General features: G+C 68.8%; 24 protein-coding genes. 15 read left to right on the plus strand and 9 right to left on the minus strand.

Going from position 1 to position 26,590, the window contains the following annotated elements; all coding sequences use genetic code 11:
- Both ACQI46_RS17485 and ACQI46_RS17490 read left to right on the plus strand, forming a co-directional pair.
- Positions 1-1,509, plus strand: coding sequence for a flavin-containing monooxygenase (locus tag ACQI46_RS17485; RefSeq protein ID WP_427095282.1), 1,509 nt, complete (start codon positions 1-3; stop codon positions 1,507-1,509).
- Between the two features lie 7 nt (positions 1,510-1,516).
- Positions 1,517-2,449: an alpha/beta hydrolase gene (locus tag ACQI46_RS17490; RefSeq protein WP_427095283.1), complete on the plus strand. Its 933-nt coding sequence runs from the start codon at positions 1,517-1,519 to the stop codon at positions 2,447-2,449.
- On the opposite strand, the gene ACQI46_RS17495 is transcribed toward ACQI46_RS17490, so the two are convergent.
- Entirely contained in the window at positions 2,431-2,916 is a 486-nt protein-coding gene (locus ACQI46_RS17495; protein ID WP_427095284.1) for an SRPBCC family protein, read from the minus strand. The two genes, ACQI46_RS17490 and ACQI46_RS17495, sit on opposite strands and share 19 nt — an antisense overlap.
- Before the next feature lie 115 nt (positions 2,917-3,031).
- Between ACQI46_RS17495 and ACQI46_RS17500 the strand changes: the two genes are divergently transcribed.
- Positions 3,032-4,180 carry an acyl-CoA dehydrogenase family protein gene (locus ACQI46_RS17500; protein ID WP_427095285.1) on the plus strand — a complete coding sequence of 383 codons (1,149 nt, stop codon included), beginning with the start codon at positions 3,032-3,034 and terminating at the stop codon, positions 4,178-4,180.
- Here the strand turns inward: ACQI46_RS17500 and ACQI46_RS17505 are convergent.
- Entirely contained in the window at positions 4,177-5,109 is a 933-nt protein-coding gene (locus ACQI46_RS17505) for an LLM class flavin-dependent oxidoreductase (protein WP_427095286.1), read from the minus strand. The two genes, ACQI46_RS17500 and ACQI46_RS17505, sit on opposite strands and share 4 nt — an antisense overlap.
- Before the next feature lie 109 nt (positions 5,110-5,218).
- On the opposite strand from ACQI46_RS17505, the gene ACQI46_RS17510 reads away from it, so the two are divergent.
- Positions 5,219-6,139 carry an LLM class F420-dependent oxidoreductase gene (locus tag ACQI46_RS17510; RefSeq protein WP_427095287.1) on the plus strand — a complete coding sequence of 307 codons (921 nt, stop codon included), beginning with the start codon at positions 5,219-5,221 and terminating at the stop codon, positions 6,137-6,139.
- Here the strand turns inward: ACQI46_RS17510 and ACQI46_RS17515 are convergent.
- Together ACQI46_RS17515 and ACQI46_RS17520 are read right to left on the minus strand one after the other, a co-directional pair.
- On the minus strand, positions 6,123-7,172 hold the full coding sequence (locus ACQI46_RS17515; protein ID WP_427095288.1) for an NADP-dependent oxidoreductase: 1,050 nt from the start codon (positions 7,170-7,172) through the stop codon (positions 6,123-6,125). The genes ACQI46_RS17510 and ACQI46_RS17515 overlap by 17 nt on opposite strands.
- Before the next feature lie 44 nt (positions 7,173-7,216).
- A complete protein-coding gene (locus ACQI46_RS17520) occupies positions 7,217-7,915 on the minus strand; it encodes a DUF427 domain-containing protein (protein ID WP_427095289.1) in 699 nt (232 codons plus the stop codon).
- A gap of 120 nt (positions 7,916-8,035) precedes the next feature.
- Between ACQI46_RS17520 and ACQI46_RS17525 the strand changes: the two genes are divergently transcribed.
- Both ACQI46_RS17525 and ACQI46_RS17530 read left to right on the plus strand, forming a co-directional pair.
- Complete coding sequence (locus tag ACQI46_RS17525; protein WP_427095290.1) at positions 8,036-9,466, plus strand: WS/DGAT/MGAT family O-acyltransferase; 1,431 nt, start codon at positions 8,036-8,038, stop codon at positions 9,464-9,466.
- A gap of 153 nt (positions 9,467-9,619) precedes the next feature.
- Complete coding sequence (locus tag ACQI46_RS17530; RefSeq protein WP_427095291.1) at positions 9,620-10,261, plus strand: hypothetical protein; 642 nt, start codon at positions 9,620-9,622, stop codon at positions 10,259-10,261.
- A gap of 1 nt (position 10,262) precedes the next feature.
- Here the strand turns inward: ACQI46_RS17530 and ACQI46_RS17535 are convergent, their stop codons facing one another.
- Both ACQI46_RS17535 and ACQI46_RS17540 read right to left on the minus strand, forming a co-directional pair.
- Positions 10,263-10,517, minus strand: coding sequence for a DUF2631 domain-containing protein (locus ACQI46_RS17535; RefSeq protein WP_427095292.1), 255 nt, complete (start codon positions 10,515-10,517; stop codon positions 10,263-10,265).
- Positions 10,518-10,552: 35 nt separating this feature from the next.
- Positions 10,553-11,950, minus strand: a complete 1,398-nt coding sequence (locus tag ACQI46_RS17540) for a cryptochrome/photolyase family protein (protein WP_427095293.1) — start codon at positions 11,948-11,950, stop codon at positions 10,553-10,555.
- Positions 11,951-12,016: 66 nt separating this feature from the next.
- On the opposite strand from ACQI46_RS17540, the gene ACQI46_RS17545 reads away from it, so the two are divergent.
- Positions 12,017-12,895, plus strand: a complete 879-nt coding sequence (locus ACQI46_RS17545; RefSeq protein ID WP_427095340.1) for a TIGR03619 family F420-dependent LLM class oxidoreductase — start codon at positions 12,017-12,019, stop codon at positions 12,893-12,895.
- A gap of 59 nt (positions 12,896-12,954) precedes the next feature.
- Here the strand turns inward: ACQI46_RS17545 and ACQI46_RS17550 are convergent, their stop codons facing one another.
- Positions 12,955-13,536, minus strand: coding sequence for a fasciclin domain-containing protein (locus ACQI46_RS17550; protein ID WP_427095294.1), 582 nt, complete (start codon positions 13,534-13,536; stop codon positions 12,955-12,957).
- Between the two features lie 132 nt (positions 13,537-13,668).
- Entirely contained in the window at positions 13,669-14,358 is a 690-nt protein-coding gene (locus ACQI46_RS17555) for a fasciclin domain-containing protein (protein ID WP_427095295.1), read from the minus strand.
- Positions 14,359-14,511: 153 nt separating this feature from the next.
- Between ACQI46_RS17555 and dxr the strand changes: the two genes are divergently transcribed.
- The 6 genes from dxr to ACQI46_RS17585 are packed head-to-tail and all read left to right on the plus strand — an operon-like array spanning position 14,512 to position 21,671.
- The gene (gene dxr, locus ACQI46_RS17560) at positions 14,512-15,729 is read left to right on the plus strand and encodes a 1-deoxy-D-xylulose-5-phosphate reductoisomerase (protein WP_427095296.1); all 1,218 of its coding nucleotides are present in this window, start codon (positions 14,512-14,514) and stop codon (positions 15,727-15,729) included.
- A gap of 28 nt (positions 15,730-15,757) precedes the next feature.
- The gene (locus ACQI46_RS17565) at positions 15,758-16,996 is read left to right on the plus strand and encodes a M50 family metallopeptidase (protein WP_427095297.1); all 1,239 of its coding nucleotides are present in this window, start codon (positions 15,758-15,760) and stop codon (positions 16,994-16,996) included.
- A gap of 18 nt (positions 16,997-17,014) precedes the next feature.
- Complete coding sequence (gene ispG / locus ACQI46_RS17570; RefSeq protein WP_427095298.1) at positions 17,015-18,181, plus strand: flavodoxin-dependent (E)-4-hydroxy-3-methylbut-2-enyl-diphosphate synthase; 1,167 nt, start codon at positions 17,015-17,017, stop codon at positions 18,179-18,181.
- A 53-nt stretch (positions 18,182-18,234) separates the two neighbouring features.
- On the plus strand, positions 18,235-19,098 hold the full coding sequence (locus ACQI46_RS17575) for a GNAT family N-acetyltransferase (RefSeq protein WP_427095299.1): 864 nt from the start codon (positions 18,235-18,237) through the stop codon (positions 19,096-19,098).
- A 47-nt stretch (positions 19,099-19,145) separates the two neighbouring features.
- The gene (locus ACQI46_RS17580) at positions 19,146-19,808 is read left to right on the plus strand and encodes a GNAT family N-acetyltransferase (protein ID WP_427095300.1); all 663 of its coding nucleotides are present in this window, start codon (positions 19,146-19,148) and stop codon (positions 19,806-19,808) included.
- A 48-nt stretch (positions 19,809-19,856) separates the two neighbouring features.
- Positions 19,857-21,671, plus strand: a complete 1,815-nt coding sequence (locus ACQI46_RS17585; protein ID WP_427095301.1) for a penicillin-binding transpeptidase domain-containing protein — start codon at positions 19,857-19,859, stop codon at positions 21,669-21,671.
- A 14-nt stretch (positions 21,672-21,685) separates the two neighbouring features.
- Here the strand turns inward: ACQI46_RS17585 and ACQI46_RS17590 are convergent, their stop codons facing one another.
- The gene (locus ACQI46_RS17590; protein WP_427095302.1) at positions 21,686-24,397 is read right to left on the minus strand and encodes a LuxR C-terminal-related transcriptional regulator; all 2,712 of its coding nucleotides are present in this window, start codon (positions 24,395-24,397) and stop codon (positions 21,686-21,688) included.
- A 312-nt stretch (positions 24,398-24,709) separates the two neighbouring features.
- Here ACQI46_RS17590 and ACQI46_RS17595 point away from each other — a divergent pair, with 312 nt between their 5' ends.
- The gene (locus ACQI46_RS17595) at positions 24,710-25,921 is read left to right on the plus strand and encodes an EAL domain-containing protein (protein WP_427095341.1); all 1,212 of its coding nucleotides are present in this window, start codon (positions 24,710-24,712) and stop codon (positions 25,919-25,921) included.
- A 99-nt stretch (positions 25,922-26,020) separates the two neighbouring features.
- Positions 26,021-26,590, plus strand: a complete 570-nt coding sequence (locus ACQI46_RS17600) for a DUF1707 SHOCT-like domain-containing protein (RefSeq protein ID WP_427095342.1) — start codon at positions 26,021-26,023, stop codon at positions 26,588-26,590.

The following is a 26,590-nucleotide window of genomic DNA, read 5'->3' on the forward strand; positions in this document are numbered from 1 at the left end:
ATGGCGAAGAGGCTGTCGGTCGGAATCATCGGCGCCGGACCGGGCGGGCTGGCACTCGGAATCTTCCTGCGCAGAGCCGGATTCGACGATTTCACGATCTTCGACCGCGAGGACGGCGTCGGCGGGACCTGGCGCATCAACACTTATCCGGGACTGGCGTGTGACGTCAAATCCCATCTGTACTCGTACTCGTTCGCGCTGAACCCGTCGTGGTCGCGGCTGTGGTCGGGCCAGCGCGAGATCCTCGACTACTTCGAAAGCTGCGCGCAGCGTTACCGACTGGGCCCGCACCTGAAACTCAACACCGAGGTGGTGTCGGCCCACTGGGACGAAACGGCCCGGACGTGGCGGCTCGACACCTCCGCGGGCGAGCACTACACCTTCGACATCGTCGTCTCGGCCGTCGGGATGTTCACCCAGCCGGTGATGCCCACTCTGACCGAGGAGGAGCCGTTCACCGGCACCGTCATGCACACCGCGCGCTGGGACCACTCGGTCGATCTGCGCGGCAAGCGTGTCGCGGTGCTCGGCACCGGTTCCACCGCAGCGCAACTGGTCCCCGAGGTCGCAAAGGTCGCCGACACGGTCTATTCGGTGCAACGGTCCCCGACGTGGGTGCTGCCCAAACCGGACCGGCCCTACACCGATCGGGAGAAGTGGGTGTTCGCCCACGTGCCGCTGGCCAAGAAGTTCTACCGCACACGGCTGTGGCTGCGCAGCGAGTCCAACATCTCGGTGATCGAGAACGGCAGCGACAAGACCCAGGAATTCCGCGCCATCGCGCTGAACACCCTCGAGAAGACCATCCCTGAGGACTCGTTGCGCGAGCGGCTGATCCCCGAGCACCCGCTCGGGTGCAAGCGCCTGGTTTTCGCCACCGACTACCTGCAGGCGCTGGCCGCACCCCACGTCGAGGTGGTGTCCAGCGCGGCGCGCGCACTGCGGTCGCGGTCGTTGATCACCGAGGACGGCACCGAACTCGACGTCGACGTGGTGCTGTGCGCGACCGGTTACGCGGCGGCCGACTACCTCGGTCAGATCGAGGTCCTCGGCGCGGGAGGCACGCCGCTGCGGCGCACCTGGCGCGACGGCGCGTTCGCCTACCTCGGGATGACCGTGCCCGGCTATCCGAACTTCTTCATGCTCTACGGCCCCAACACCAACGTCGGCTCCAACAGCGTCATCTTCATCCTGGAAGCGCAGGCTCGCTACATCGTGCGGGCGCTGAAACACCTGCGCCGCACCGACAAGGACTTCATCGAGGTGCGCTCAGAGGTGACGGCGCGCTACCTCGCCAAGATCGACCGATGGATGGAGGGCACCGTGTGGCTGACCCGGTGCAGCAACTACTTCCGCGCCGCGAACGGCCGCGTGGTGACCCAGTGGCCGCGCAGCGCCCGCGCGTTCTGGGCCATGACGCGCTGGTTCCGGGCCGGCGACTACACCTTCGCGCCGCCCGCCGTGCGCCGCGACGTCGAGGTGAGCGCACACGGGGCAGGACGGCGGTGAGACGCACATGACCCGCAGCCTCGTCGACCGTCTCGATCCGGCCCTGCGACACCTGGTCGCCGCCCGCACGGACCTGTCGCCGCCGGTGCTCGGTGTGGTGCGCGACGGGCTCAACCAGCGGCGCGCCGAGGCCGCGATCCACATCGACACCATCGGCATCGAGGTCGAACAGCGCGAGGTCGCCGCCCCCGACGGACACGAGATCACCGTGCGCATCTACCGCGGCGGACCCGCGCCCTCGCCGGCGGTGATCTATTGCCACTCCGGGGCGTTCGTTATCGGCAACCTGGACACCGACCACCGCCAATGCGTCGAACTGGCTCGACGCGCGCGGTGCACCGTCGTGTCGGTGAACTACCGGCTCGCTCCGGAACATCCGTTCCCGGCCGCGCTCGACGATGCGGCGACCGTGCTGGACTGGGCGGTCCGCTGTGCCGTCGAACTGGGTCTGGATCCCGCGGCGATCGCGGTGGCCGGCAGCAGCGCGGGCGGCGCGCTGGCGGCCGGGCTGGCGCAGCGGGCCGCAGCCGGGCAGGCGCCGCCGGTGGTGTGCACGCTGCTGCATCAACCGGTTCTCGACGACCGCGAGACCCCGTCGAAGCGCGAGTTCACCAGCACGCCGGGGTTCGACGCCGAAGCGGCACAGTGGATGTGGAAGCACTACCTCGCCGGGCAGGTACCGGGAAGCGCATCGGTACCGGCGCGCCACGAGGACGTCAGTGGACTGGCGCCCACGACGATCACCTGCTCAGAGCTCGACCCGCTGCGCGACGAGGCGATCTTCTACGCTCAGCGGCTGCTGGCGGCCGAAGTCACCACGGCGCTGCACGTCTTCGCCGGTACCTGCCACGGATTCGACTCGCTGCTGCCCGATTGGGACACCAGCGTCAGACTGTTCGATCTCCAGGCCGCGGTGCTGCGTCAGGCGCTGCTGTCCTGACCTTGGAGTTCCCGCGCGATCGCCTGATGGTAGGCATCGATGTTGGCGGGGTTGACGATCCGGAAGAACTTGTCCGGAAGCGGCGATTCCTTGTATGCCTCGACCGTCATCGTGCGGCTGAACAACGTGATGTCCTGTCCGGGCCGGGTGAACTTGTAGCGCACCGTGATTCGTCCCGGCATGCCGCCGGTGCCGTCGGCGTCGTGACCGAGGTTGCCGACCGAGTTGAACACCCACAGCCGGGGCCGCATGGCGATCGCCAGGTGCCACGTGAAGATCCGGTTGCCGTCGGGGCCCGTCTCGGTCCAGGTGTCACCCACCTGCAGCGGCAGCTTGTCGGGGACGGTGCCGACATGCGCACTGCCCGGATAGGTTTTCGGCCAGTTCGCCGGGTTGGTCACAAAATCGTAGATCTCCTCGGGTGACTGCCGAAACGCGGTCTCCGACGTCGTCGTCACGATTCCCACGATGCTCCGTTCGTCCGGGAGGCCCACTGCGCGGCCGTGGGCCCCACTTTACAAAGACGCGTCCCGATGTCACGCTGCGGGGTGTCGCCGTGTAATGCGCCAGGAAGGTCAGCACATGGATTTCGCCGCCGTCGAGCTGTCGGACACCGACCGCGCCTTCGCCGCCGAACTGCGAGCATTCCTTGCCGACGTGGTGACCGACGAGGTCCTCGAGCGGGACCGGCGGACCGGCGAGAACTTCGACGAGGGTGTCCACCTGGCACTGGCGGCGGCGGGTTACCTCGAGCGGGATTTCCGGTCCGAAGCCGACGGCGGGTTCACCGCGGTGCAACGGCGCATCTTCGAGTTGGAAGTCGGTCGAGCGCACACGCCGTGGTTCCACTGGGGCACCACCGCGATGGTGGCCCACGCGGTGACGCGGTTCGGCACCGAAGAGCTGCAGGCCGAGATCATCCCGCACGTGCTCTCCGGGCACTACCGGCTGTGCCTGGGCTACACCGAACCCGAGGGCGGATCGGACGTGGCCACCTGCAAGACGCGGGCGGTGCGCGATGGATCAGGCTGGATCGTCAACGGTTCCAAGATGTTCACGTCCAACGCCCACAACGCGCAGTTCGTCTTCCTGATCACCAACACCGATCCGCACGCCCCCAAGCACCAGAGTCTGACCATGTTCCTGGTGCCGCTCGACGCGGACGGTGTGGAGATCCAGCCGTTGCGCACCGTCGACGGTGACCGCACCAACATCACCTACTACAGCGATGTCCACGTCGACGACCGCTACCGGGTCGGCCCCGTCAACGGCGGGTGGGCGGTCCTGCGGGACGCGCTTGCCGTCGAGCACGGCACCGTCGACCGTGACGACAGCGGCCTGCAGAAGCTCGCGACGATGACCGAACACGCGCTGCTGCTGGCCGAAGCGGTGGACCGGATCGCGGGGGAGGTGGCGACCGACGGGCGACTCGCCGACGACGCGGTCGGTTACCGGTTGGGGCGCGGCGTCGCGCGTCTGGAGGCGGCCTTGAGCAGCCCGGCGATGTTCGGCCGGGTGGCCATCGCCCAGACGTTGCGTGACCTCACCCCCGACCTCATGGACATCTGCGGGCCGGCCTCGGCGGTACCGGACGGTCTGGGCGCCGAGTACCTGTTCCGACTGGCCGGACCCACCGGCATCTACGGCGGCACCCTGGAGGTGTTCCGCAACATGATCGCCCAACAGGTGCTCGGGCTGGGCCGCCCGGCGTACGCAGCGCCACGACCCTAGAGGTGCGGTATCACCTCGCGCGCCAGCAGTTCCAGCGTCTGGTCCGACGCGCGGTCATGCGTGAACAGCACGATCTGGCCGAACCCTTTGTCGACCAGCGCGCCCAGTCGCTCGACGATCTGCCCCGGGGTGCCGATCAGGTCGGTGTCGTGTAGCCCGAATCCAGGTCCGCCGAAGCGCTTTTCGGCCAGGCCCCGCACCTGCGGCAGGGCGGCATCGTCAGGAGCCAGAGCCAGCACCGCCTCGATGGACATCACGATCGACGCCGGGTCGCGATCGGCGCGCTCACACGCGGCATGAAGCGCAGCGATCTTGTCGTCGATGACGTCGAGCGCGTAGGTCGGCACGTTCCACACGTCCGCGTAGCGGGCCACCAGGGGCAGGGTGTACTTCTCACCGACCCCGCCGACCACGATGGGCGGCCGGGGACGTTGCACCGGCCCTGGCTTGACCGGCATGTCGGCCACGCGGAAGTGGTTGCCGGCGTAGTCGATTCGTTCGTCGTCGAACGCCTGACGCAGGATCTCGAGGGTTTCGGCAAGCTGTTCGGAGCGTTCGGCGAAGGTGCCCCACGGCAGCCCGGCGCGGCGGTGCTCGTCTTCGATCGACCCGCTGCCCAGCCCCAGGGACAGTCGGCCGGCGCAGATCTGGTCGAGCGTGGTGGCCATCTTCGCCAGCGTGACCGGATGCCGGAACTGGTTGCACAACACCATGTGCCCGACACGCAGCCGCTGAGTCCGACACAGCAGCGCGGTCGCCAGCGTCCACGCCTCCAGCGAGTCGATCTCGGGCATCCCCGGCCCGTAGAGATGGTCGTACAACCACAGCGAATCGATGCCGAGTTCTTCGCAGCGGTGCGCGCGGTGCGCGACCTCCTCGAACGAGAAACCCATCTGGGGGACGTAGACCCCGATCTCCGGTCGCTGCAACTTCTGACCCCGTGCTTTCCGATGCGCTGTACTTTCCGCTCACCGCATGGTAACGACATTCTCTACGGAGAAGAAGGCAGTTCTGGCATGCGGATAGGAGCGTTGCACAATGAGGTTCACCATCACCCATCCGATGCACAGCCACCCGTACAACCCCGAACTGGTCACCGGCCCCGGCATTGCCGCAGTGGCCACCGCAGCCGAACGGGCCGGCTTCGACGGCTTCGGCTTCACCGACCACCCGGCGCCGACGCAGCGCTGGCTGCAGGCAGGTGGGCACGACGCCCTGGACCCGTTCGTCGCGATGGGCTTCGCCGCGGCCCACACGTCCCGGTTGCGCCTGATCCCGAACATCATCGTGCTGCCGTACCGCAACCCGTTCGTCGTCGCCAAAGCGGGCGCGACGCTGGACCTGATGTCCTGGGGCCGCTTCACCCTGGCTGTCGGAGTCGGCTATCTGAAGCGTGAATTCACGGCTCTGGGAGTGGATTTCGAGGAGCGTGCGGCGCTGTTCGAAGAGTCACTGCAGGTGATCCGCGAGGTGTGGACCACCGACGACCTGACCGTCGAAGGGCGACACTTCAACGCCTCCGGGATCACCGCGCACCCGCGTCCCGTCAGCGAACCCCATCCACCGATCTGGATCGGCGGGAACACCGCGGCCGCGCGCGCACGCGTCGCTCGGTACGGGCAGGGCTGGTGCCCCTTCCGCGCCCCCGCGGTGCTGGCGCAGACCGCGCGCACCGACCCCCTGGACTCGAACGACAAACTCGCCCGGCACATCGACGATCTGCGGCGACGACTGGACCAGGCCGGCCGCGACCCGCATGACATCGACATCGCGATCACCAACGACGTGGGCGGAAATCCCGGTGGCGAGGATTTCCACCCCGAGGCATACCTGGCGGGGGTGGAACACCTGGCGGCGCTCGGCGTCACCTGGATTCAGGTCGGCATCCCGGGTGACAGCCTGGCCCACGCAATCGAGGCGATCGAACAGTTCGGCGCCGCCGTCATCGCTGCGCGATGAGCTTCGAAATCGGCTGTGCCTGCGCAAGTTCGACCAGCGTCTTGCCGATGTTGGCCCCGGTGAACAGCCCGTTGAGGGCGTCCACGCAGGCTTCCACGCCGTCATAGATGTGTTCCCGATGCACCAGCAGCCCGTCGTCGTGCCACCGGCGTAGGTCGGCGAACGCCTCGCCGAAGCGCCCCCACTCGTCGAGGGCGTTGAAACCCTGCATCAGCGCCGTCTTGGACAGCAGGTTCACATAGTTGGCCGGCCCCGGATGATCACCGGTCAGGTAGCTGGAGATCACCCCGCACAGCACCACGCGGGCTTTGTGCGCCAGCCGGCCCAGCACGGCGTCGAGGATCGGTCCGCCGACGTTGTCGAAGTACACGTCGACCCCGCGCGGGCAGTGCCGCTTGAGCGCGGCGGCCAGATCCTCGCTGCGATAGTCGATGCACGCGTCGAAGCCGAAGTCCTCCACGACCGCGAGACATTTGTGGGCGCCGCCGGCGATCCCGACCACCCGCGCGCCGGCGATCTTGGCGATCTGGCCCGCCACCGAGCCGGTGGCCCCGGCCGCGGCCGACACCACGACCGTCTCGCCGGGCTGCGGACGACCGATGCCGGTCATGCCGAAATAGGCGGTCGCGCCCGTCGGGCCGTAGATCGACATGACCGCGCGCTGATCGACCTGCTCGGCAGGTCCGTCCACCGGCGTGGTGAACAGATCGTCGCGCACGAGGCAGTACTCGGCGAACCCGGTCAGGGTGGTCACGATGTCGCCGACAGCGTAACGATCGCAACGGGATTCGATCACCTGACCGATCCCCGCCGCGCGGATCACCTCGCCGATGCCGACCGGGGGCAGATAGCCGGGCGCCTCGTCGAGCCACGTACGCACCGCCGCGTCGACCCCCACGTAGGTGGTGCGGACCAGAGCCTCGCCGTCGGCCGGCTCAGGTGCGGGCGCGGTGACCAGCTCGGTGTCGCCGGGCTGCAGGAGCCCGTGCGGTCGGCGGCGCAACACGATCTGGCGGTTCGTCAGCGTCGACACCCGGCCGAAGTTACCCAACCGGCCCGCTCCCGCGGGCCGGTTCTTCAGGACTCGGCGCGGGGCAGCTCGGCTTCGACGGCGACCCGGGTCTCGTCGAAGCTCAGCAGTGAGCCGATGGCATGGCTCTCGGCCATCGGGTTCTCATAGCTCCACGCCGCGTCCTCGACCACCCGGTCGCCGATCACGACGTGGTAGTAGGTCGCATACCCCTTGTAGTTGCAGTAGCTCGTCGTCGGCGACGGCACCAGCAGGTCCGTGCGGACAGCCGAGCGGCCCACGTACAGCCGAGGCGCCAAGGCGGTTTCGAACACGATGACGGTGTCGGTGGTGTCGACCAGCGTGGTGCCCGCGACGCTGACGAGTAGCCGCCGCGACGTGGCCCGGCAGTCGACGCGGTGGTACGGGTTGGGCGGGTAGTGCACCAGCCGGCGACCCTCTTCACACCAGCGGTCCACCGCCTCCCAGGGCACCGTCACATAGCCCGGCGCCTCCGGCACCGGCTCGCCGGGGAGGTCGCCGATCTCCTCGATGCGGAATGCATAACGCAGGACGTCGCCGCGGCGGTGCACCATCCAGGCGCCTTCGGTGTCGAGCACCCGGGTCTCACCGCGGAAGGCCTCGATGCGGCGCGGGTGCGGTTCCAGGTACACGCAGTCCCCGTGCACCGGAGTCACCCCGTCGGGCCCGACCAGGATCCCCGCGCGTTCCCCGCTCAGTGGGCCGCGCCCCGCCACCAGGCTCATCGAGGCATCCTCCCTGTCGCTCCGGGCAACGAGTCTACAAACCCACGCGACAGCGCTCGCGTGGGACAATCGCGCGACAAGTGGGTACACGGCGTTCGGCTAGCGAACGGGGACTGTCCAATGAAACGACTCAACGGTGTCGACGCCATGATGCTCTACAGCGAGACCCCCGAGATCCACATGCACACACTGAAGATCGGGATACTCGACGTCTCCCGGCTGGGCGGGTTCGACTTCGACCTGTTTCGCACCGCGGCACTGCCGCGGCTCCATGCGCTGGCGCCGCTGCGCTACCAGTTGATCGACATCCCCGGCAAACTGCATCATCCGATGTGGGTGCAGAACGCCGAGATCGACGTCGCCTATCACATCCGACGCGCACGCGTCGCAGCCCCGGGCGGCCGGCGCGAACTGGACCGGCTGATCGGCGAGATCGCCGCCACACCGCTGGACCGCAAGCGCCCGCTGTGGGAGATGTATGTCGCAGAAGGGTTGGCGGACAACAAGATCGCTGTGATTCACAAGGTGCATCACGTGCTCGCCGACGGCGTCGCGTCGGCCAACCAGCTCGCCATGGCCATCCAGGCCGACGAGCCCGCGGTGGGCGGAGCGCTGCCGACGGCGGCACCCGAATCCCGTGCCCGAGCGCATCTGCTGCGGGCTGCCGGCCGTGACCACCTACGGCAGCTGCGCAGGCTGCCGGGCCTGTTGAACGAAACGGCCACCGGGGTGTCGCGGGTGCGCAGGCAGGCACGACTGCGCGGGGCCCATCCCGACCTGGCCCGCAACTTCGCGCCCCCGCGCACCTTCATCAACCACGTCGTCAGCCCGGGCCGTCGCTTCGCGACGGCGCCGCTGGCCCTGGCCGATGTCAAGCAGACCGCGAAGCATCTGCAGGTGACTGTCAACGACATCGTGCTCGCCACAGCCGCCGGCGCGCTGCGCTCCCTGCAACTGCGTTACGACAAGCGTGCCGATGCGCCGTTGATCGCGGGCGTCCCGATCAGCTTCGACACCTCGCCGGATCGGTTGACCGGCAACGAGTTCTCCTACATCACGCCGTCGCTGCCCGTGCACATCGACGACCCGCTGGAGCGGGTCCGGCTGACGGCCACCTCGACCGCAATCGCCAAGGAGAACCACCATCTGCTCGGGGAGATGTTGCTGCCCTCGTGGCTGGCTTACCTGCCACCGGCTTTGACGCCGAGCCTCTTTCGCAGCCAGGCGCGGCGAGTGGAGTCGGCCATGGTGATGAACCTGACCATCTCCAACGTTCCGGGGCCCCGGCAACGCGGTGTGTTCGGGGGCGCCACGATCGACGAGATCTACTCGGTCGGCCCGATCGTCGCCGGCAGCGGGATGAACATCACGGTGTGGAGTTACGTGGACCAGCTGGCGATCTCTGTGTTGACCGACGACCAGACGCTGCGCGATCCGCATGAAGCCACCGACGCGATGATCGACGCATTCGGCGAGATCCGGCGCGCGGCCGGCCTGCCCGACCGGTTGACGCCTGTCGAGACAGCGCTACCGCCGGCGCGGGCGTCGTAGCGCCCGATCCCGTTGGCGGCGCGCCACGTTGGCAGCGCGACGGCGTATCGCTGCGCGTTCGAGACGCGATTGACACTTTACAGATCACAGAGCGAGTGTCACGCTGGGTGGGCGCGATTCCCGTCGCGCGGTGAGCTTCGAGGGAGGCTAACGGTGAGCGCTGGCACGTTCGAGGTGGACGCCGAGGACGGTGTCGACAAGTGGGAAGGCGACGGCTGTGCAGGCGACCGGGTTGCCCCGTTCGAACGCGCCGGCACCGCAGCCCGCAGTCCTTCCGAACCGCTTCTGACCTACGACCTCACCGTCGTCGCGGCCGACGTGCCCAGCGTCGTCGCAGCGGCCGGTGGCTGGCTGTGCGACCGGGTGCGGGCCGGCTGGCAGGTCACCGTGGTCGTGCCGGCCGAGCAGGACCTCAGGGCCCTGCAGATCATGGGAGTGCGCGCAGATGACGTCACGCCGGTCGCGCAGGCGTTGCGTGAGCGGTCTGCCACCGCGTGGGCGGTGGACGCGACCGTGCTCGACCGCGACGCCGACCTCCGTAGGGAGGTGCAGCGTGCCCTCACTCAGGGCCGCACCGAAGTGACCGTATGGGGAGCGTCGGACCTGGCCGCCGCCGATCGGCGATTCACCGCGGTCCGGCACCGGCTCAGCGCCGCCGCGCGGGCCTTCAAACGACACGCGCTGCTCAACTGTGGCCGCGGGGGCCAGGTGTCACCGGCGGAGGACTTCCGCAGCGCCGCGCTGTGGTATCCGGTCGACGGCGCCGACCTGGTTCCGATCTCGGCGGGGGACTGACCTACTGCAGGTCGCGGTACCGGTGCACCCACCAGCTGCGGGCCACGAACGCGAACGTGACCGCGGCGAAGCCGACCATGAACCAGTCCTCGACGCGACCGGTGTGGTTGCCGTGGGTGAGCAGCAGCAGGAACGCGGTGGCCAGCAGGCCGCCGATCTGGATGACCCGCGGATTCTCCGATGACCAGCCCCACTGCGCGGACGGCACGTCCTCGACGTCGACGCCGGTGTGTCGTTCCACCTCGGTGCTTGCCACAGCTGCTCCTCACGATCGGGCGGCATGTCCTGCGGTCATTCTGGCACAGTCCTACTACGGGCTGCCGTAGTGCTGCCCGCCCGGGCCGACGCCACCTCGTCGTACCGGTGCAGCGCCTCGGCACGTTCCTGTTTGTGCTCGACGATCGGCGCGGGATAGCCGGCCGGCCGGTCAGCGCCGAGACGGTGCACATCGACGTCGGCAGGCAGCTCGGCGAGCTCCTCGACCCAGCGGCGTACGTAGGTGCCCGACGGATCGAACTTGGCGCCTTGGAGCGCTGGATTGAACACCCGGAAGTACGGTGCGGCGTCGGTGCCGCTGCCGGCCACCCACTGCCAGCCGTGCTGGTTGTTGGCGATGTCCCCGTCGACGAGCTGATCGAGAAACCAGCGCGCTCCCCACTGCCACGGCAGGTGCAGATCCTTGACCAGAAAGGAGGCGACGATCATGCGGACCCGGTTGGGCAGGAAGCCGGTCGCAGCCAGCTGACGCATCCCGGCGTCGACGACGGGAAAACCGGTCCGGCCCGCCTTCCACGCCTCGAACACCCGCTCGGCGTCGCGGTCCTCGTCGACCTCGATCGCGTCGAACGCCGGATTCCAGTTCCACCACGCGCTGTCCGGCCACGCGTGCAGCACCGAGGCGTAGAAGTCGCGGAACGCCAGCTCGCGCAGATACGCCTGCGGTCCCTGACCGTCGCCGATGTCGGCAGCCAGCGTGCGCGGGTGGATGGTGCCGAACTTGAGGTGCGCCGACATCCGACTCGTGCCCGTCACGTCGAGGCGGTTCCGTTGGTCGCCGTAGGATCTCAGCCCGTCGCGGACGAACCGCCCCCATTGCCGTCGCGCGGCGGACTCGCCCGCGGGCAGGTCGAGTTCGGCCTCCGCAACGGGCAGGTCACCGATCGGATCGAGGCCGGACACCTCGGCCGGGTCGATCCACATGGCCGAAGCCGCCGACGACGACGCCGGACTGCGCCAACCGTGCTCACGCCACGCCGCGAAGAACGGGGTGAACACCTTGAACGGGGTGCCGTCGGACTTGGTGACCCGGCCCGGGGAGACCAGGTACGGCGATCCGGTCGCCACCCACTCGACGTCGCCCAGTGCCGCGCGCACCTGCTCGTCGCGTCGCGTCGCGAACGGGGTGAACTCCTCGGACACGTGCACCGAGGACGCGCCCACCGCATCGGCGGCGCGGGGGATCGCCGTCCGCGGATCCTCCTCGAGAATCAGCAGCCGGCCGCCCAGAGCGGTCCTCAGTTCCGCCAGCGCGTCATGGAGGTACCGCAGTCGGCGCGCACCAGCCGATGCGGTGAGTCGGGGGTCGAGCACGTAGCAGGCCAACACCTCGCCATCGGTTTCCGCGGCCGCCAACAAGGCGGGGTGATCGGAGAGCCGAAGATCCCGGCGAAACCACAACACGGCGGGCATGTCTTTGATGCTGCCCGCAAAGTCGGCTAGAGAAACCAAGACAGCGGGAACGGAAGGATGAAAACAGTGCAATTCTGGTCGGGCTCGGCGTTTCTGAAGACACACGAGGCGGTCGCGGTGGCCCGCATGCTCGACGAGGCAGGCTACGACGGGATGGTGACGTCGGATCACATGGTATATCCGCGCCAACTGCGGTCGCCCTATCCCGATTCCGACAGCGGCACTCCGCCGTGGCCGCCGGAGACGCCATGGCCCGATGCCTGGGTGCTGACCGGGGCGATGGCCGCCGTCACCACCCGGCTCCGGTTCTCCAACGCCGTCTACATCGCACCGGCGCGACCGCTGGTGGAGGTGGCCAAACAGGTCGCCACCGCAGCGGTGCTGTCCGAGGGGCGGGTGTCGCTGGCGGCCGGGATCGGTTGGATGCGTGAGGAATACGCATTGATGGGACAGGACTTCGGCACCCGCGGCAAGAGGCTGGACGAGATGATCCCGGCGCTGCGGGCGCTGTGGCAGGGCGGATGGGTGTCCTGGCGGGGCCAGTTCTACGACGTGCCGGAGATGATGATCGAACCGCACCCGCCCCAACCCGTTCCGATCCTGGTCGGCGGCGAGTCCGAGGCCGCGCTGCGGCGGGCCGCCCGCCTGTGTGACGGCTGGGTCGGCTACGCCTACCGGTGGGACGAAGCCGTCGGCTACGCACGGCGGCTGACCGAGTTGCGCCGCGAATACGGACGCGAACACGAGCCGTTCGAGATTCTGCTCGCACTGCTGGAGCCACCGAGCGTCGAAATGTACCGGCGCGCACGGGACGAGGGCATCACCTCCGTCATGTGCGCGCCGTGGATGGGCGCCGGGCAGTCCGGCGAGTCCGACGACGTAGAGCGATTCCGCGGTCCGATCGAGCGATTCGCAGAGACCGTGATCGCCAAGGTCAGAGAGTGAACCGGCCGGAGGGGGCGGCCAGGGCGACGTTGGCCTGACCGCCCCCGGCGCTGTGATCGTCAGGCCGGCGGCAACAGCACCGAGTCGATCATGTACACCGTGGCGTTGGCGGTCTGGACGCCACCGCACACCACCGACGCGTCATTGACCTTCAGCTGATCACCGTTACCGGTGACAGTGACATCGGCGCCCTGCACCGTCTTGTGAGTGCCGATCACCGCCGACGGATCAGCCTGGCCCGGAACCACATGGTAGGTCAGGATGTTCGTCAACAACGGGCCATCGGTCCTGAGCTGCTCGACGGTCGCAGGGTCGAGCTTGGCGAACGCGGCGTCGGTCGGCGCGAATACCGTGAACTGGCCGCCGTCGAGCGTATCGACAAGGTTGACCGCCGGATTCAGTTGTCCTGAAACAGCTTTGGTCAAGGTGGTCAGCATCGGGTTGTTCGATGCGGCCACGGTGACCGGCGACTGCGCCATGCCCTGCACCGAGCCGGGGCCGTCGGGGACCTGCGCGACGTAGGCGGCGCAGCCTGGGCCGACCGGTGCAGCGGCGGCCGTACCGGCCGTTCCCAGTGAGAGGCCGATCGCGGCGGCCACCGCGAATCCCGCTCCTGCAAAGGCTTTTCCGTTGACAGTCATTTTCTGGAGCTCCTTTCGGGCAGCGCACCGGCGACGCGGACGCTGTGTGATTGTCGATCTACATCTGCTGTTCGGAACCGCCCACCGGATGGATGGGTTGGGGCGGAGAACTTTTCCCATCGCATCGCCGGATCAATTGGCCGGCGGCATCAGGACCGTGTCGATCATGTACACGGTGGCGTTGGCGGTCTGCACGCCGCCGCACACCAGGCCGGCGTCGTTGACGCGCAGGCCGTCACCGGTGCCGGTGACGTTGACCGTCGCGCCCTGCACCGTCGCATGCTCCCCGGGGACCTGGTCCGGCGCGGCCTGTCCGGGGACGACGTGGTAGGTCAGGATGCTCGTCAGCAGCTCGGAGTCGGTCTTGAGCTGCTCGATGGTGGCCGGGTCGATCTTCGCGAACGCATCGTCTGTCGGCGCGAACACGGTGAACTCGTCGCCGTTGAGGGTGTCGACGAGGTTGACTTCCGGATTGAGCTGACCCGACAACGCCTGGGTCAGTGTCCGCAGCATCGGGTTGTTGGACGCGGCGACGGTCACCGGCTCGGTGGCCATCCCGGACACCGAACCGGGGCCCTCCGGGACCTGTTCGGCGTAGGCGGCGCACCCGGTGCCGACCAGATTCGCGGCGGGATCGGCCATCGCGCCGGTCGTCGGGGCCGCCGAGGTGGTGGCCTGTTCGGCCATCGATGTCGTGGTGTTGGTTTCGGTTGTGCCCCCGGATGTTTCCGAGGAACTGTCGTTCGAACACGCGGCGGCGCCGAAGATCGCCAAGGCTGCCATGCCCGCCGCGGCGACCGTCTTCCGGTGAACTGTGATCATCGCTTTCCATCCCTTCGTGAGCGGACTGGAGTTGCCCGCCATGTGCTGACACGGGTGATTCCGTGCCGACGGCGGCCTGGATGGGCGCGCGCCTGCGACGTCACAGTTGCGTCATACCTCGGCGGCTTTCCCCGCCTACGGCGCGGGCACCGGATGGGTGCGCGGCACAATGAACGGGTGACGGGAGCCGGTGAGACGGAGCAGCAGGACAGACTTCGGGTGCTGATCCTGGGCAGCACGGGATCGATCGGCACCCAGGCGCTCGAGGTCATCGCCGCCAACCCCGACCGCTTCGAGGTCGTCGGGCTGGCCGCCGGCGGCGGCAACGCCGAGCTGCTCGCGCGTCAATGTCGCCAGACCGGGGTGACCGACGTCGCGGTGGCCGATCCCGCCGCTGCGGCCACGGTCGGCGACGTACCTTTCACCGGACCGCAGGCGGCCACCCGGCTCGTGGAGGCGGTGGCCGAAACCACCGGCGTCGACGTCGTGCTCAACGCGCTCGTCGGCGCACTCGGGCTGGAGCCGACGCTGGCCGCCCTGGCCACCGGCGCCCGGCTGGCACTGGCCAACAAGGAGTCCCTGGTGGCCGGCGGTCCACTGGTACTCAGAGCGGCCGCGCCAGGCCAGATCGTGCCGGTGGACTCCGAACACTCGGCGCTGGCCCAGTGTCTGCGCGGCGGCAGCCCCGACGAGGTCGACCGGCTCGTGCTCACCGCCTCCGGTGGGCCGTTCCGCGGCTGGACCGCCGACGCGCTCGAACACGTCACCCCCGAGCAGGCCGGCGCGCACCCCACCTGGTCGATGGGACCGATGAACACGCTCAACTCGGCGTCACTGGTCAACAAGGGCCTCGAGCTGATCGAGACCCACCTGCTGTTCGGCATCGAATACGACCGCATCGACGTCGTGGTCCATCCGCAGTCGATCGTGCACTCGATGGTCACGTTCACCGACGGCTCGACTCTGGCGCAGGCCAGCCCGCCGGACATGAAACTGCCGATCGCACTGGCGCTGGGCTGGCCGGCGCGAATCGCCGGCGCCGCCGCGGCCTGCGACTTCAGCACCGCCTCGACCTGGGAGTTCGAGCCCCTCGACCACACGGTGTTCCCCGCGGTGGAGCTCGCCCGGGAGGCCGGCAGGCGCGGTGGTTGCCTGACTGCGGTGTACAACGCCGCGAACGAAGAGGCCGCCGAGGCCTTCCTGGATGGACGCATCCGGTTCCCTGCCATCGTGCGCACCGTGGAGTCGGTGCTGCGCGCTGCCGACCAGTGGGCCGCAGAACCAGCTACCGTGGATGAGGTGCTCGACGCGCAGCGCTGGGCTCGAGAGCGGGCTCGGCATGCCGTCGAGCGCGAAACCGCAGGTATGTAACCCGCAAGAAGGTAGAGGCTGCCGCCCCGTGATGTTCGCTATCGGCATCGTGCTGTTCGCACTGGCCATTCTCGTGTCGGTGGCTCTGCATGAGTGTGGTCACATGTGGGTGGCCCGCGCCACCGGTATGAAGGTGCGCCGCTACTTCGTCGGCTTCGGTCCGACGCTGTGGTCTACCCGCAGGCCCAACAGGCTGGGCAGCACCGAGTACGGCGTCAAGGCCGTCCCGCTGGGCGGCTTCTGCGACATCGCAGGCATGACCGCCGTCGAGGAACTCGCCCCCGACGAGCAGCGCTACGCGATGTACAAGCAGAAGACGTGGAAACGCGTCGCAGTGCTCGGTGCCGGACCCGGCATGAACTTCGTCATCGGCCTGGTGCTGATCTACATGATCGCCGTCGTCTGGGGACTGCCGAACCTGCACCAGCCCACCAACGCTATGGTGGGGGAGACCTCGTGTGTGAAATCCGAAGTGACACAAGGCACTCTGGGTGACTGCATCACTCCCAGCCCGGCCGCCGCCGCCGGAATCGAGGCCGGCGACGTCGTCGTCAAGGTCGGTGAGACACCGGTGGCCGACTTCGACGAGATGGTCGCCGCGGTGCGCGCGCTCGACGGCCCGACCGACTTCACGGTCCAGCGGGAACGGGACGGCCAGACGCGGGAGTTCACCACCGTCGTCGACGTCACCCCGAGCCAGCGGTTCGTCGCCGGCGAGGACGGCGCACCGCCGCAGCCGGTCGACGTCGGCACCATCGGCGTCACCGCGGCGAGCTTCGGGCCCACGCAGTACAACCCGCTCTCAGCGGTGCCGGCCACGTTCGCGTTCACCGGTGACCTCGCCGTCGAGCTCGGCAAGTCGCTGGCGAAGATCCCGACCAAGGTCGGCGCGCTGGTGGAGTCCATCGGCGGCGGCGAACGCGACCCGGAGACCCCGATCAGTGTGGTCGGCGCCAGCATCATCGGCGGGGACACCGTCGACGCCGGACTGTGGGTGGCGTTCTGGTTCTTCCTGGCCCAGCTGAACTTCGTGCTGGGCGCGATCAACCTGGTGCCGCTGCTGCCGTTCGACGGCGGCCACATCGCCGTCGCGGTGTACGAGAAGATCCGCAACCTGTTCCGCTCGGCGCGCGGCATGCTGCCCGCCGCACCGGTGAACTACCTCAAGCTGATGCCCGCCACCTACGTCGTCCTGGTGCTGGTGGCCGGCTACATGCTGCTGACCGTGACCGCAGACCTGGTCAACCCGATCAGGTTGTTCCAATAGGACCGAGGAGCCCTTCGCATGACTTCCATCGGACTGGGGATGCCACCGGCGCCGCCGCCGGTGCTGGCTCCCCGCCGCAAGACCCGCCAGCTGATGGTGCGTGACGTCGGTGTCGGCAGCGACCACCCGATCTCCGTGCAGTCGATGTGCACCACCAAGACCCACGACATCAACGCCACGCTGCAGCAGATCGCCGAGCTGACCGCGTCGGGCTGCGACATCGTTCGCGTGGCCTGCCCGCGGCAGGAAGATGCCGACGCGCTGCCGATCATCGCGAAGAAGTCGAAGATCCCGGTGATCGCCGACATCCACTTCCAGCCGAAGTACATCTTCGCCGCGATCGATGCCGGATGTGCCGCGGTGCGCGTGAACCCCGGCAACATCAAGGAGTTCGACGGCCGGGTCAAAGAGGTCGCCAAGGCCGCCGGTGACGCGGGCATCCCGATCCGCATCGGCGTCAACGCCGGCTCCCTGGACAAGCGGTTCCTGGAGAAGTACGGCAAGGCCACCCCCGAGGCGCTCGTCGAGTCCGCGCTGTGGGAGGCCTCCCTGTTCGAGGAACACGGCTTCGGCGACATCAAGATCAGCGTCAAGCACAACGACCCGGTCGTCATGGTCGCCGCCTACGAGCAGCTCGCCGCCCAGTGCGACTATCCGCTGCATCTCGGCGTGACCGAGGCCGGTCCGGCGTTCCAAGGCACCATCAAGTCCGCCGTGGCGTTCGGCGCGCTGCTGAGCAAGGGCATCGGAGACACCATCCGGGTGTCGCTGTCGGCGCCGCCCGCCGAAGAGGTCAAGGTGGGCAACCAGATCCTGGAGTCGCTGAACCTGCGGCCGCGGGGCCTGGAGATCGTGTCGTGCCCGTCCTGCGGTCGCGCGCAGGTCGACGTGTACACGCTGGCCAACGAGGTGACCGCGGGCTTGGAGGGGATGGATGTCCCGCTGCGGGTGGCGGTGATGGGCTGCGTGGTCAACGGACCCGGCGAAGCCCGCGAAGCCGACCTCGGCGTGGCCTCCGGCAACGGCAAAGGCCAGATCTTCGTCAAGGGTGAGGTCATCAAGACCGTCCCCGAGGCGTTGATCGTCGAGACCCTGATCGAGGAAGCGCTGCGGCTGGCCGAGGAGATCGGCGTGCAACCGGGCGCACAGGATGCCTCCGGTTCGCCGATTGTGACCGTAAGCTAGGGGACACAGCCACCCGATCGGGTCGGCCGCCGCATTGTCGAGAAAGAGTCCAGATGTCGGCTCCTCCGATTTTTCGCCTCGTCGACGAGCGCAGGGTGTCGGTGGTGCGCGAGCACCGCGACCTCGCCGCGGTGCGTCAGGTCCTCGACGACGACCCGGTGGCGTCGTGCATGGTGGCCTCCCGGGTCGCCGAGCACGGCATCGAGCCGGCCGCCATCGGCGGCGAGTTGTGGACGCGGCGTCGCGCCGACGAGTCCCTCTGCTACGCCGGCGCCAACCTGATCCCGCTGCGTGGCGGGCCCGGCGATCTGAACGCCTTTGCCGACAAGGCAATGAGTTCGTCGCGGCGATGCTCGTCGCTGGTCGGCCGCTCTGAACTCGTGCTGCCGATGTGGCAGCGCCTGGAGCCGGTGTGGGGACCGGCGCGCGACGTCCGCGCCCACCAACCATTGATGGCGCTCGACACCGCACCGTCCTGCGCCGCCGATCCGGCGGTACGACCGGTGCGGATGGAGGAACTGGACGCCTACCTCGTCGCCGCGATCGACATGTTCATCGGCGAGGTCGGCATCGACCCGCGCACCGGCGACGGCGGTCGGGGTTACCGGCGCCGCGTCGCCGGGCTGATCGCGGCGGGGCGCGCGTGGGCCCGGTTCGAGCGCGGCCAGGTGGTGTTCAAGGCGGAGGTCGGTTCGCAGTCACCGGCCGTCGGCCAGATCCAGGGCGTCTGGGTGCATCCCGACTACCGCGGCCGTGGCCTCGGCACCGCAGGCACCGCGACGGTGGCCGCGGCGATCGTGGCCGGTGGCCGGGTGGCCAGCCTCTACGTCAACAGCTTCAACACCGTCGCCCGCGCGACCTACGCCCGGGTCGGTTTCGCCGAGGTCGCGTCGTTCGCCACCGTGCTGCTCGACTGAGCCGGCCTCTGTCGCTGCGCGCGCCGGACCGCTTACGCTGTCCCGTCATGAGCGACGACGCGCGGGCCGAACGCCGACTGATCGCCGACACCCTGGTCACCGCGCTGGACCGCCGCCACGAGGTGCTCGATGCGGTCGTCGGCGCGGAGGACTACGACGCGGCGATCGAGGCGCTCGAGAACCTGCTCGACAGCACACCCGCGGCCGCCGAGGCGGTACTGCGACTCTCGTTCGACCGGTTGACCAGAGCAGGGCGGCGGCGGATCGCCGCTGAACTGGAGAACCTCACCACTCAGGAGCCGGTCGTCGCGGCGGTCGACGCGACCCCGGGACCGGCGCGCCGGCTCCAGTTGCGTCCGTTCGACGCGCAGCAGGACCGCGACGTGTTCGCCGCCCGCACCGCCGACATGCAGTCGGCCGGTGACGGTACCCCTGGCCCGGCCGGTGAGCTCGACGACGAGATCGGGCGCGCAGCAGTGCGCGTGGCCGCCGAGGAAGCTGCGTGGCTGGTGGCCGAGGTCGGTACCACGAAGGTCGGCATGGTGTTCGGGGAACTGTCCGGCGGCGAGGTCGACGTGCGCATCTGGATTCATCCGACCCACCGCAAGCAGGGCTACGGAACCGCCGCGTTGCGTGCGTCGCGATCGGAGATGGCCGCGTACTTCCCCGCAGTTCCGTTGGTGGTGCGCGCGCCCGCCGCCGGTCCGTAGCGGCGCGCCTGCGCCGAAATCAGTTCGTGACTTTTACCATCAGTCTCGATGGCATCACGAGTCTCATCTGCAACACGCGTCCTGGCGGTCGCCGCGGTCCTCACCCTGGTCGCCGCGCTGGCTGGGTGCACCCCCCGACCCGACGGACCCGAGCCGACCGCCGAGCAGTTCTTCGCCGCACTCGCCGCTGCCGACACCGCCGCCGCGTCGGCGTATGCCGACCAGCCGGACCAAGCCCGAGCAGCCCTCAACGAAGCATTCGCGGGCCTGCAGGCCACCGGCCTCGACGCGCAGATCCTGAGCGCCAAATACGCCGAGGACACCGGCACGATCGCCTACCGGTACACCTGGCGCCTGCCCAAGAACCGCACCTGGACCTATGACGGCGCGCTGAACATGGTGCGCGACGAAGGCCGGTGGGAAGTGCGGTGGAGCGCCACCGGCCTGCACCCGCGGCTGGGGGAGAACCAGACCTTCGCGCTGCGCGCCGAGTCGCCGCCCCGAGCGTCGGTGCACGAACGCACCGGCACCAACGTGCTGGTGCCCGGGTACCGCTACCACTTCGCGCTCGACGCCAAGGACGCCGGCGCCGAGCTGATGACCACGGCGCGCATCGTCGCGCAGACCCTGCACCGGTTCGACAACACCCTGGACCCGCAGCGCCTCGCCGAACTGGCCAGCTCGTCGGACGGGCCCCTGGGACTGATGACGCTGCGCCAGGCCGATCGCGACGCGGTCGCCGGCGTGCTGGCGCCGCTGCCCGGTGTCGTCATCACCCCGCATCCCGACCTGGTGCCCACCGACGAAAAGTTCGCCCCTGCGGTGATCAACGACGTCAAGAACTCGGTCGCCGAGGAACTCGACGGTGAACCCGGGTGGCGGGTGGTCACCGTCAACCAGAACGGCGTCGACGTCGACGTGCTGCACGAGGTGTCGGGTCAACCGGCGCCGTCGGTGCGGATCACGCTGGACCGCTCCGTCCAGAACGCCGCACAGAACGCGGTGGACATCACCGGCAAGCAGGCGATGATCGTGGTGCTCAAACCGTCGACCGGCGAGATCCTGGCCGTCGCGCAGAACGCCGCGGCCGACCGGGACGGACCGGTGGCCACCATGGGCCTCTACCCGCCGGGGTCGACGTTCAAGATCGTCACCGCCGGTGCGGCCATGGAGCGCGACATGGCCACCCCGAACACATTGTTGGGTTGCCCCGGCCGGATGGACATCGGACACCGCACGGTCCCCAACTACGGTGGGTTCGACCTCGGGACGGTGCCCATGTCGAGGGCGTTCGCGAGTTCCTGCAACACCACCTTCGCCGAACTGGCCAGCCGGATGCCGCCCCGCGGGCTGACCCAAGCGGCATCCCAGTACGGCATCGGACCGGATTATCAGGTCGAGGGGCTGCGGACGGTCACCGGATCCGTACCGCCGACAGTGAACCTGACCGAACGCACCGAGGACGGCTTCGGTCAGGGCAAAGTGCTGGCCAGCCCGTTCGGGATGGCGCTGGCCGCAGCCACGGTCGCCGCCGGCCGCACCCCGGTGCCCTATCTGATCGATGGCCGGGAGACCGAGGTCAGCGGTGAGCAACAGCAGATCCCGCCCGACGTGGTGGAAGGGCTACGGCCGATGATGCGGCTGGTGGTCACCAACGGAACCGCCAAAGACCTGCAGGGCGCAGGCGATGTGCGCGGCAAGACCGGGGAGGCCGAGTTCGCCGGCGGCTCGCACTCCTGGTTCACCGGATACCGCGGGGACATGGCGTTCGCGGCGCTGATCGTGGGCGGCGGCAGCTCAGAGTACGCGGTCCGGATGCTCAAGGGCATGCTCGACGAGCTACCGCCGGATTACCAGGCCTAGCAAGGAAATCCGGCTCAGGTCAGGATGCGTCGACGGCGCGCCTCCGACACCGACGCGCCGCGACTGGCGACGCCGAGCTTGATGTAGGTGCCCTTCAGATACCACTTGACGGTGTTGATGGTCACCCCGAGCGTGCGTGCGATCTGCTTGTTCGACAGACCCCGGTCGAGCAGTCGCAGGATCTCGATCTCGCGGGCCGTCAGCGGTTCCTCCGGTGAGGCGCCGTTGTGAGTGGCGGTCGCGATGACGGGAATGGCGGCGGTCTCGGCGTCGCTGCGGGCCACCGCAAGCAACCTGGACAGGTAATCTGTTGGCACGCTGGGAAGTTCGGCCGCCCGGCGTCCCGTTCGGCCGGCCTCGCGCAGGTCGGCGACGATCTTGACCACCTCGGGGCCGGCGTCGACCACCGTGCGCACCAGCCCGGCGGGCGCCGCCGTGGCCAGCATCCCGGCCAGCGTCGCCGAGGCGTTCTCGGGGTCACCGCTGAGGAATTGCGCGCGGGCGAGTTCGACGGTGTAGAGCGCCTCGCCGTAGCGCCACCCCGATCTGACACTGTCCGCCCGCATGCGGGAAAGACGTTCGGATGCGCCGTCAAAATCGTTGTGCGCGAGGAGGATCCGTGCCTCCATGCCCAGTCGGTGATGCCGGATCGCCATGCCGACGCCGTCGGTGCTCTCGGGCCGGTGACACCGTTGGGCGGCCAGGACGTCGCCGGCGCGAGTCATGTCATCGACGCCGAGATAGAGCCGCACCCGTTCGTGGTCCAGCGCCGCTGCCAGACGCGGCAGCGCGAGCCGGTTCGCGCCCTCGGTGCCCTCGTCGAGCACCTCGAGCGCGCCGTCGATGTCACCGCGCAACACCTTGATGCGGGCCAGGGTGCCGTACGTCGCGATCATGAAGTCTGCGACTCCGCATTCCGCTCCCAGCTCGCGGCTTTCCTCCAGAAGCGCTTCGGCACAGGCGATCTCGCCGACCTCGTAACACAGCCTGCCCTGCATCGCGCCTGCCAACCGGGCCGCATGGGAATGCGGTCCGGTCACCTTCTGCGCCAACTCGCGCGCTTCGGTGTAGCGCTGCCCGGCGGTCGCCAAATCCAGTTGGGCGAATGCCGCCATGCCTGCGAAACACCGTCCATAGACGCCGGTGAAGGGCCCTCCGGCGCGTTCGTGGTGGGTGTTCGCCCACCGCTGCCGTGCCTGCACCTCGTCGTAGGCGAAGGTGTGCAGCTCGACGAAGGACCAGATGTTCGCGCAGGCGGCGACGGTGAACGGGCGGTAGTTGTGCATGTCGTCGAGGCACGGTGCCACGAGAGCCGCGGCCCGGTCGATGCGGTCGGCGTAGATGTCGATCGCAGCCTGGACGACGCCGGCCTCGCCGAGCGCCACCGAAGCGGATCCGTCGGTGGTCGACGCGAGCGCCGCGCGCACATGGTCCAGTGCTGTCTGGGCCCGGGCCCCGCGCTGCAACAGGCAGTTCGCCCACGCGATGGCCATCTGCAGGACCGGCCGCGTGATCACCGAAGGTTCGGGCAGCTTGCTCACCAGGCTCAGCAAGCTGGCCATGCGACTGTGTTCGACGAGGTTCATCGCCTGGCCCTCGACCAGGTCGACCGCAGTGTCGGTGTCGCCGGCAGCGAGCGCGTGGGTGACGGCCTCGCTGAGCAGACCGCGCTCGGCAAACCAGGCCGACGCGATGCGGTGCAACTCCACCACGCGGTCACCGTGGTCGCGCCGCAACCGTTGCCGCAGATGATCGGCGAACAGGTGGTGGTAACGGAACCACTCCCGCTCGTCGTCGAGCGGCCGCAGGAACAGGTCACGGCGTTCGAGCTCTTCGAGCATTCCTTGGCCGTCCGGCCGTCCGCTGACAGCGGTGGCCAGCCCGGCGCACAACCGATCACAGACCGACGTCGTCAGCAGGAAATCGAGCAGTTCGGCCGGGAGCCCGTTGAGCACGTTCTCGGTCAGGTAGTCGCCGACGGAACGGTGGCGGCCGGAGAAACCTTCGATGAGCGCGGAGGGATCGTTGCTGTTGCGCAGTGACAGCTTCACCAGCTGCAGCGCGGCCACCCAACCGTCGGTGCGGAACCACAGGCGGTGCACGTCCTCGTCATCCAGATTCAGTGAGTTGAGGTCCTGCAGGAACTTCGCGGACTCCGCGCGTTCGAAGCGCAACTGCGTCACGTCGATCTCGGTGATCTGGTCACGCACCCGCAGCCATCCGATCGCCGGGGCGCGCGTGCGGCTGGTGACGATCAGATGCAGGTTCTCAGGTCCGGACTTGATCAGGAACTCCAGCGCCGCGGTGGTCTCGGCGCTGGTGATGACGTGCCAGTCGTCGAGCACGATCGCCAGTGGTGCGGGCAGTGCGGCGACCTGGTTGACCAGCTCGCCCAGCACGTAGCGGGTGGCCTGGTCGGAGCGTTGTTCCAGATCGACGCCGAGATCCGCACCCAGTGTGGGCTCCACCCGCCGCACGGCTTCGATGAGATGCGCGAGGAAACTCACCGTGTCGTCGTGTTCGTGGTCGATGCTCAACCACGCCACCGGCACACCGTCGTCCTGGAGCTCCTGGATCCACTGAACGACGAGGGTGGTCTTGCCGTAGCCGGCGGGGGCGTGGATGTAGGTCAGCCGCTTGTCGCGACCGGCGTGCAGGAGGTCGAGCAGCCGGCGACGGGAGATCAGTCCGCCGGCGAGGGTGGGCGGCTGCAGTCTGGTGGACACGACACGCACAGGGTGCTGCTCGGTCGACATGTCGGTCGGCCCCCCTGTCCCGTCCGGCCCCGGCACGGCCTCCCCTGGCCACGCGCCGAAACCCCTCGTCATCTTCGCGCACCCGCACCGACGCACGAACAGCTTCCGGCGAATTTCCGCCATGGTTGCCCGGCAAAGCCGAATACCATGATGCCACTCTTCGGGGTGGGGCCATCCAGCAAATCGGGTGGTAGGAGATTGACGACAGGGCTGTGTGGTTAGCCTGCCCACATCAGTACTGAAGTCGCAGTCACGACGACGGAACGTCCCGCTGGGCCGTTCCTGCTCGACGAGCTCGAGGACGCTGTCACCGGACGAGGGGTGGTGACAGCGTTCCAGCAGGTCGTGGCGTTGAGCAGTGGGGAGATAGTCGGGTACGAGGCGCTGTCGCGCTGGCCGGCGACGGCGGCCCTGACGCCGCTCGACGTCATCTCGCATGCCGGCCGGACCGGCAGACTCGACGAGTTGGATCGCGCGTGCGCCCGCGCTGCAGCGAAAGCGGCCACGGCGGGTGGGGCGACCCCCGACATGCTGTTGCTGGTCAACAGTGAACCCACGACGACGTGGAAGGACCTCTGCCACGACCTCGACGTCCTGCGCGCCGCCGAGTCGTTCAACCTGGTCTTCGAGATCACCGAGCGGGGGCTCCTCGACGATCCGTGCGTGCTGCTGCGGAAGGTCGCGATGCTCCGATCCCTGGGTATCGCCGTCGCGCTCGACGACGTCGGGGCCCATCCGGACTCCGTGGCGATGCTCGATGTGGTCGCCCCCGACATGCTCAAACTCGACATGGGACTGGTGCAGAAACAGCCGGACCGCCTGCAGGCCCGCACGATCGCTGCGGTCCGCGACTACCAGCAGCGAACCGGCGCGGTCGTCTGCGCGGAGGGCATCGAGACCGAGGCGCATCTGGAGCACGCGCTGGCCTACGGTGCCACCCTCGGACAGGGCTACCTGTTCGGCGCGCCCGGACAACTGCGCGCTGACAGCCGACGATTCGTCTGGCCGGACCGGCAGAGGGGGTCGCGGACCGATCGGGGTCCCTCGGTCTTCGACATCGCCGCTGCCGGCCAGGCCGTCCAGATGCTGCCGGCCTCGGCGGTGCAGCGATTGACCCGGCGTATCCAGTCGTCGGCACTGCGCACGGCGGTCGCGCCGATCATCCTGACCTCGACCGGGGGCCGAGGTGTGGAGGCCTCCGTCGCATCGCGGTACCGGCGCATCGCGACGAAATCCCCGTTGGTCGCGGTGTTCGGGCCGCACCCGACCGAAGGCGTCGGCGGCCGCGTACGCATGGTCGGACTCGATGCCGACGACCCGGTGGCCGAAGAGTTCTCGATCGTCGTGCTCGGACCGGGCAGCGCGGTGTGTCTGGTCGCCCGGGAACGCGCAGCACAGGGCGCGCAGCAGCCGTATCTGGACGTGGTGTGCACGGTCGACCGGGAGCGCGTCGCCGAGGTGGCGCGCGCCCTACTCCGTCGTCTGTGCCGCTGAAACTGCAGCGGTACCGTGGACACCGTTATGACCGAGTTCAGCCGGGACCGTCCGCGCCGCATCGCCGATGCGGCCTCGGCGCACAATTCTCCGGTCGAGATGAGGATCTCCGACGCCGACCGCAACGGCACCCTGCGCCGCCTGCACAACGCCGTCGCGCTCGGACTCATCGACATCGGTGAGTTCGAGGAGCGCTCGGCGATGGTGTCGCAGGCCCGGCTGCGCTCCGATCTCGACGCCCTCGTGGGCGACCTGCCCGGCCCGGGCGCGATCGTGACCTCGGCGGCCGACCGCGTCGAGCTGCGCGGCGTGCTCGGTTCGCTCAAACGGCACGGCGAATGGGTGGTGCCGACCCGGTTGGCGCTGCACCGCCGGATGGGTTCGGTCGACCTCGATCTCACCCGCGCGAAATTCGCCGGTCCGATCGTGGTGATCGAGCTCGACATGAGGTTCGGCGGCCTGGAGCTGCGGCTGCCCGACGGGGCCAGCGCATCCATCGACGACGTCGAGGTCAACGTCGGCAGTGCCCGCGATCACCGCAGGGACGCGCCGGCCGAGGGCAACCCGCACGTGATCCTCACCGGCAAGGTGGTGTGCGGCTCGGTCGACGTGCGCGGACCCCGCAAGTCGTGGCTGGGTCGCGGGCCGCGGCTCTCACGCGCGGACTGA

This window comes from Mycobacterium sp. SMC-4, assembly GCF_050205565.1.
In the GTDB taxonomy this organism is placed as follows: Bacteria; Actinomycetota; Actinomycetes; order Mycobacteriales; family Mycobacteriaceae; genus Mycobacterium.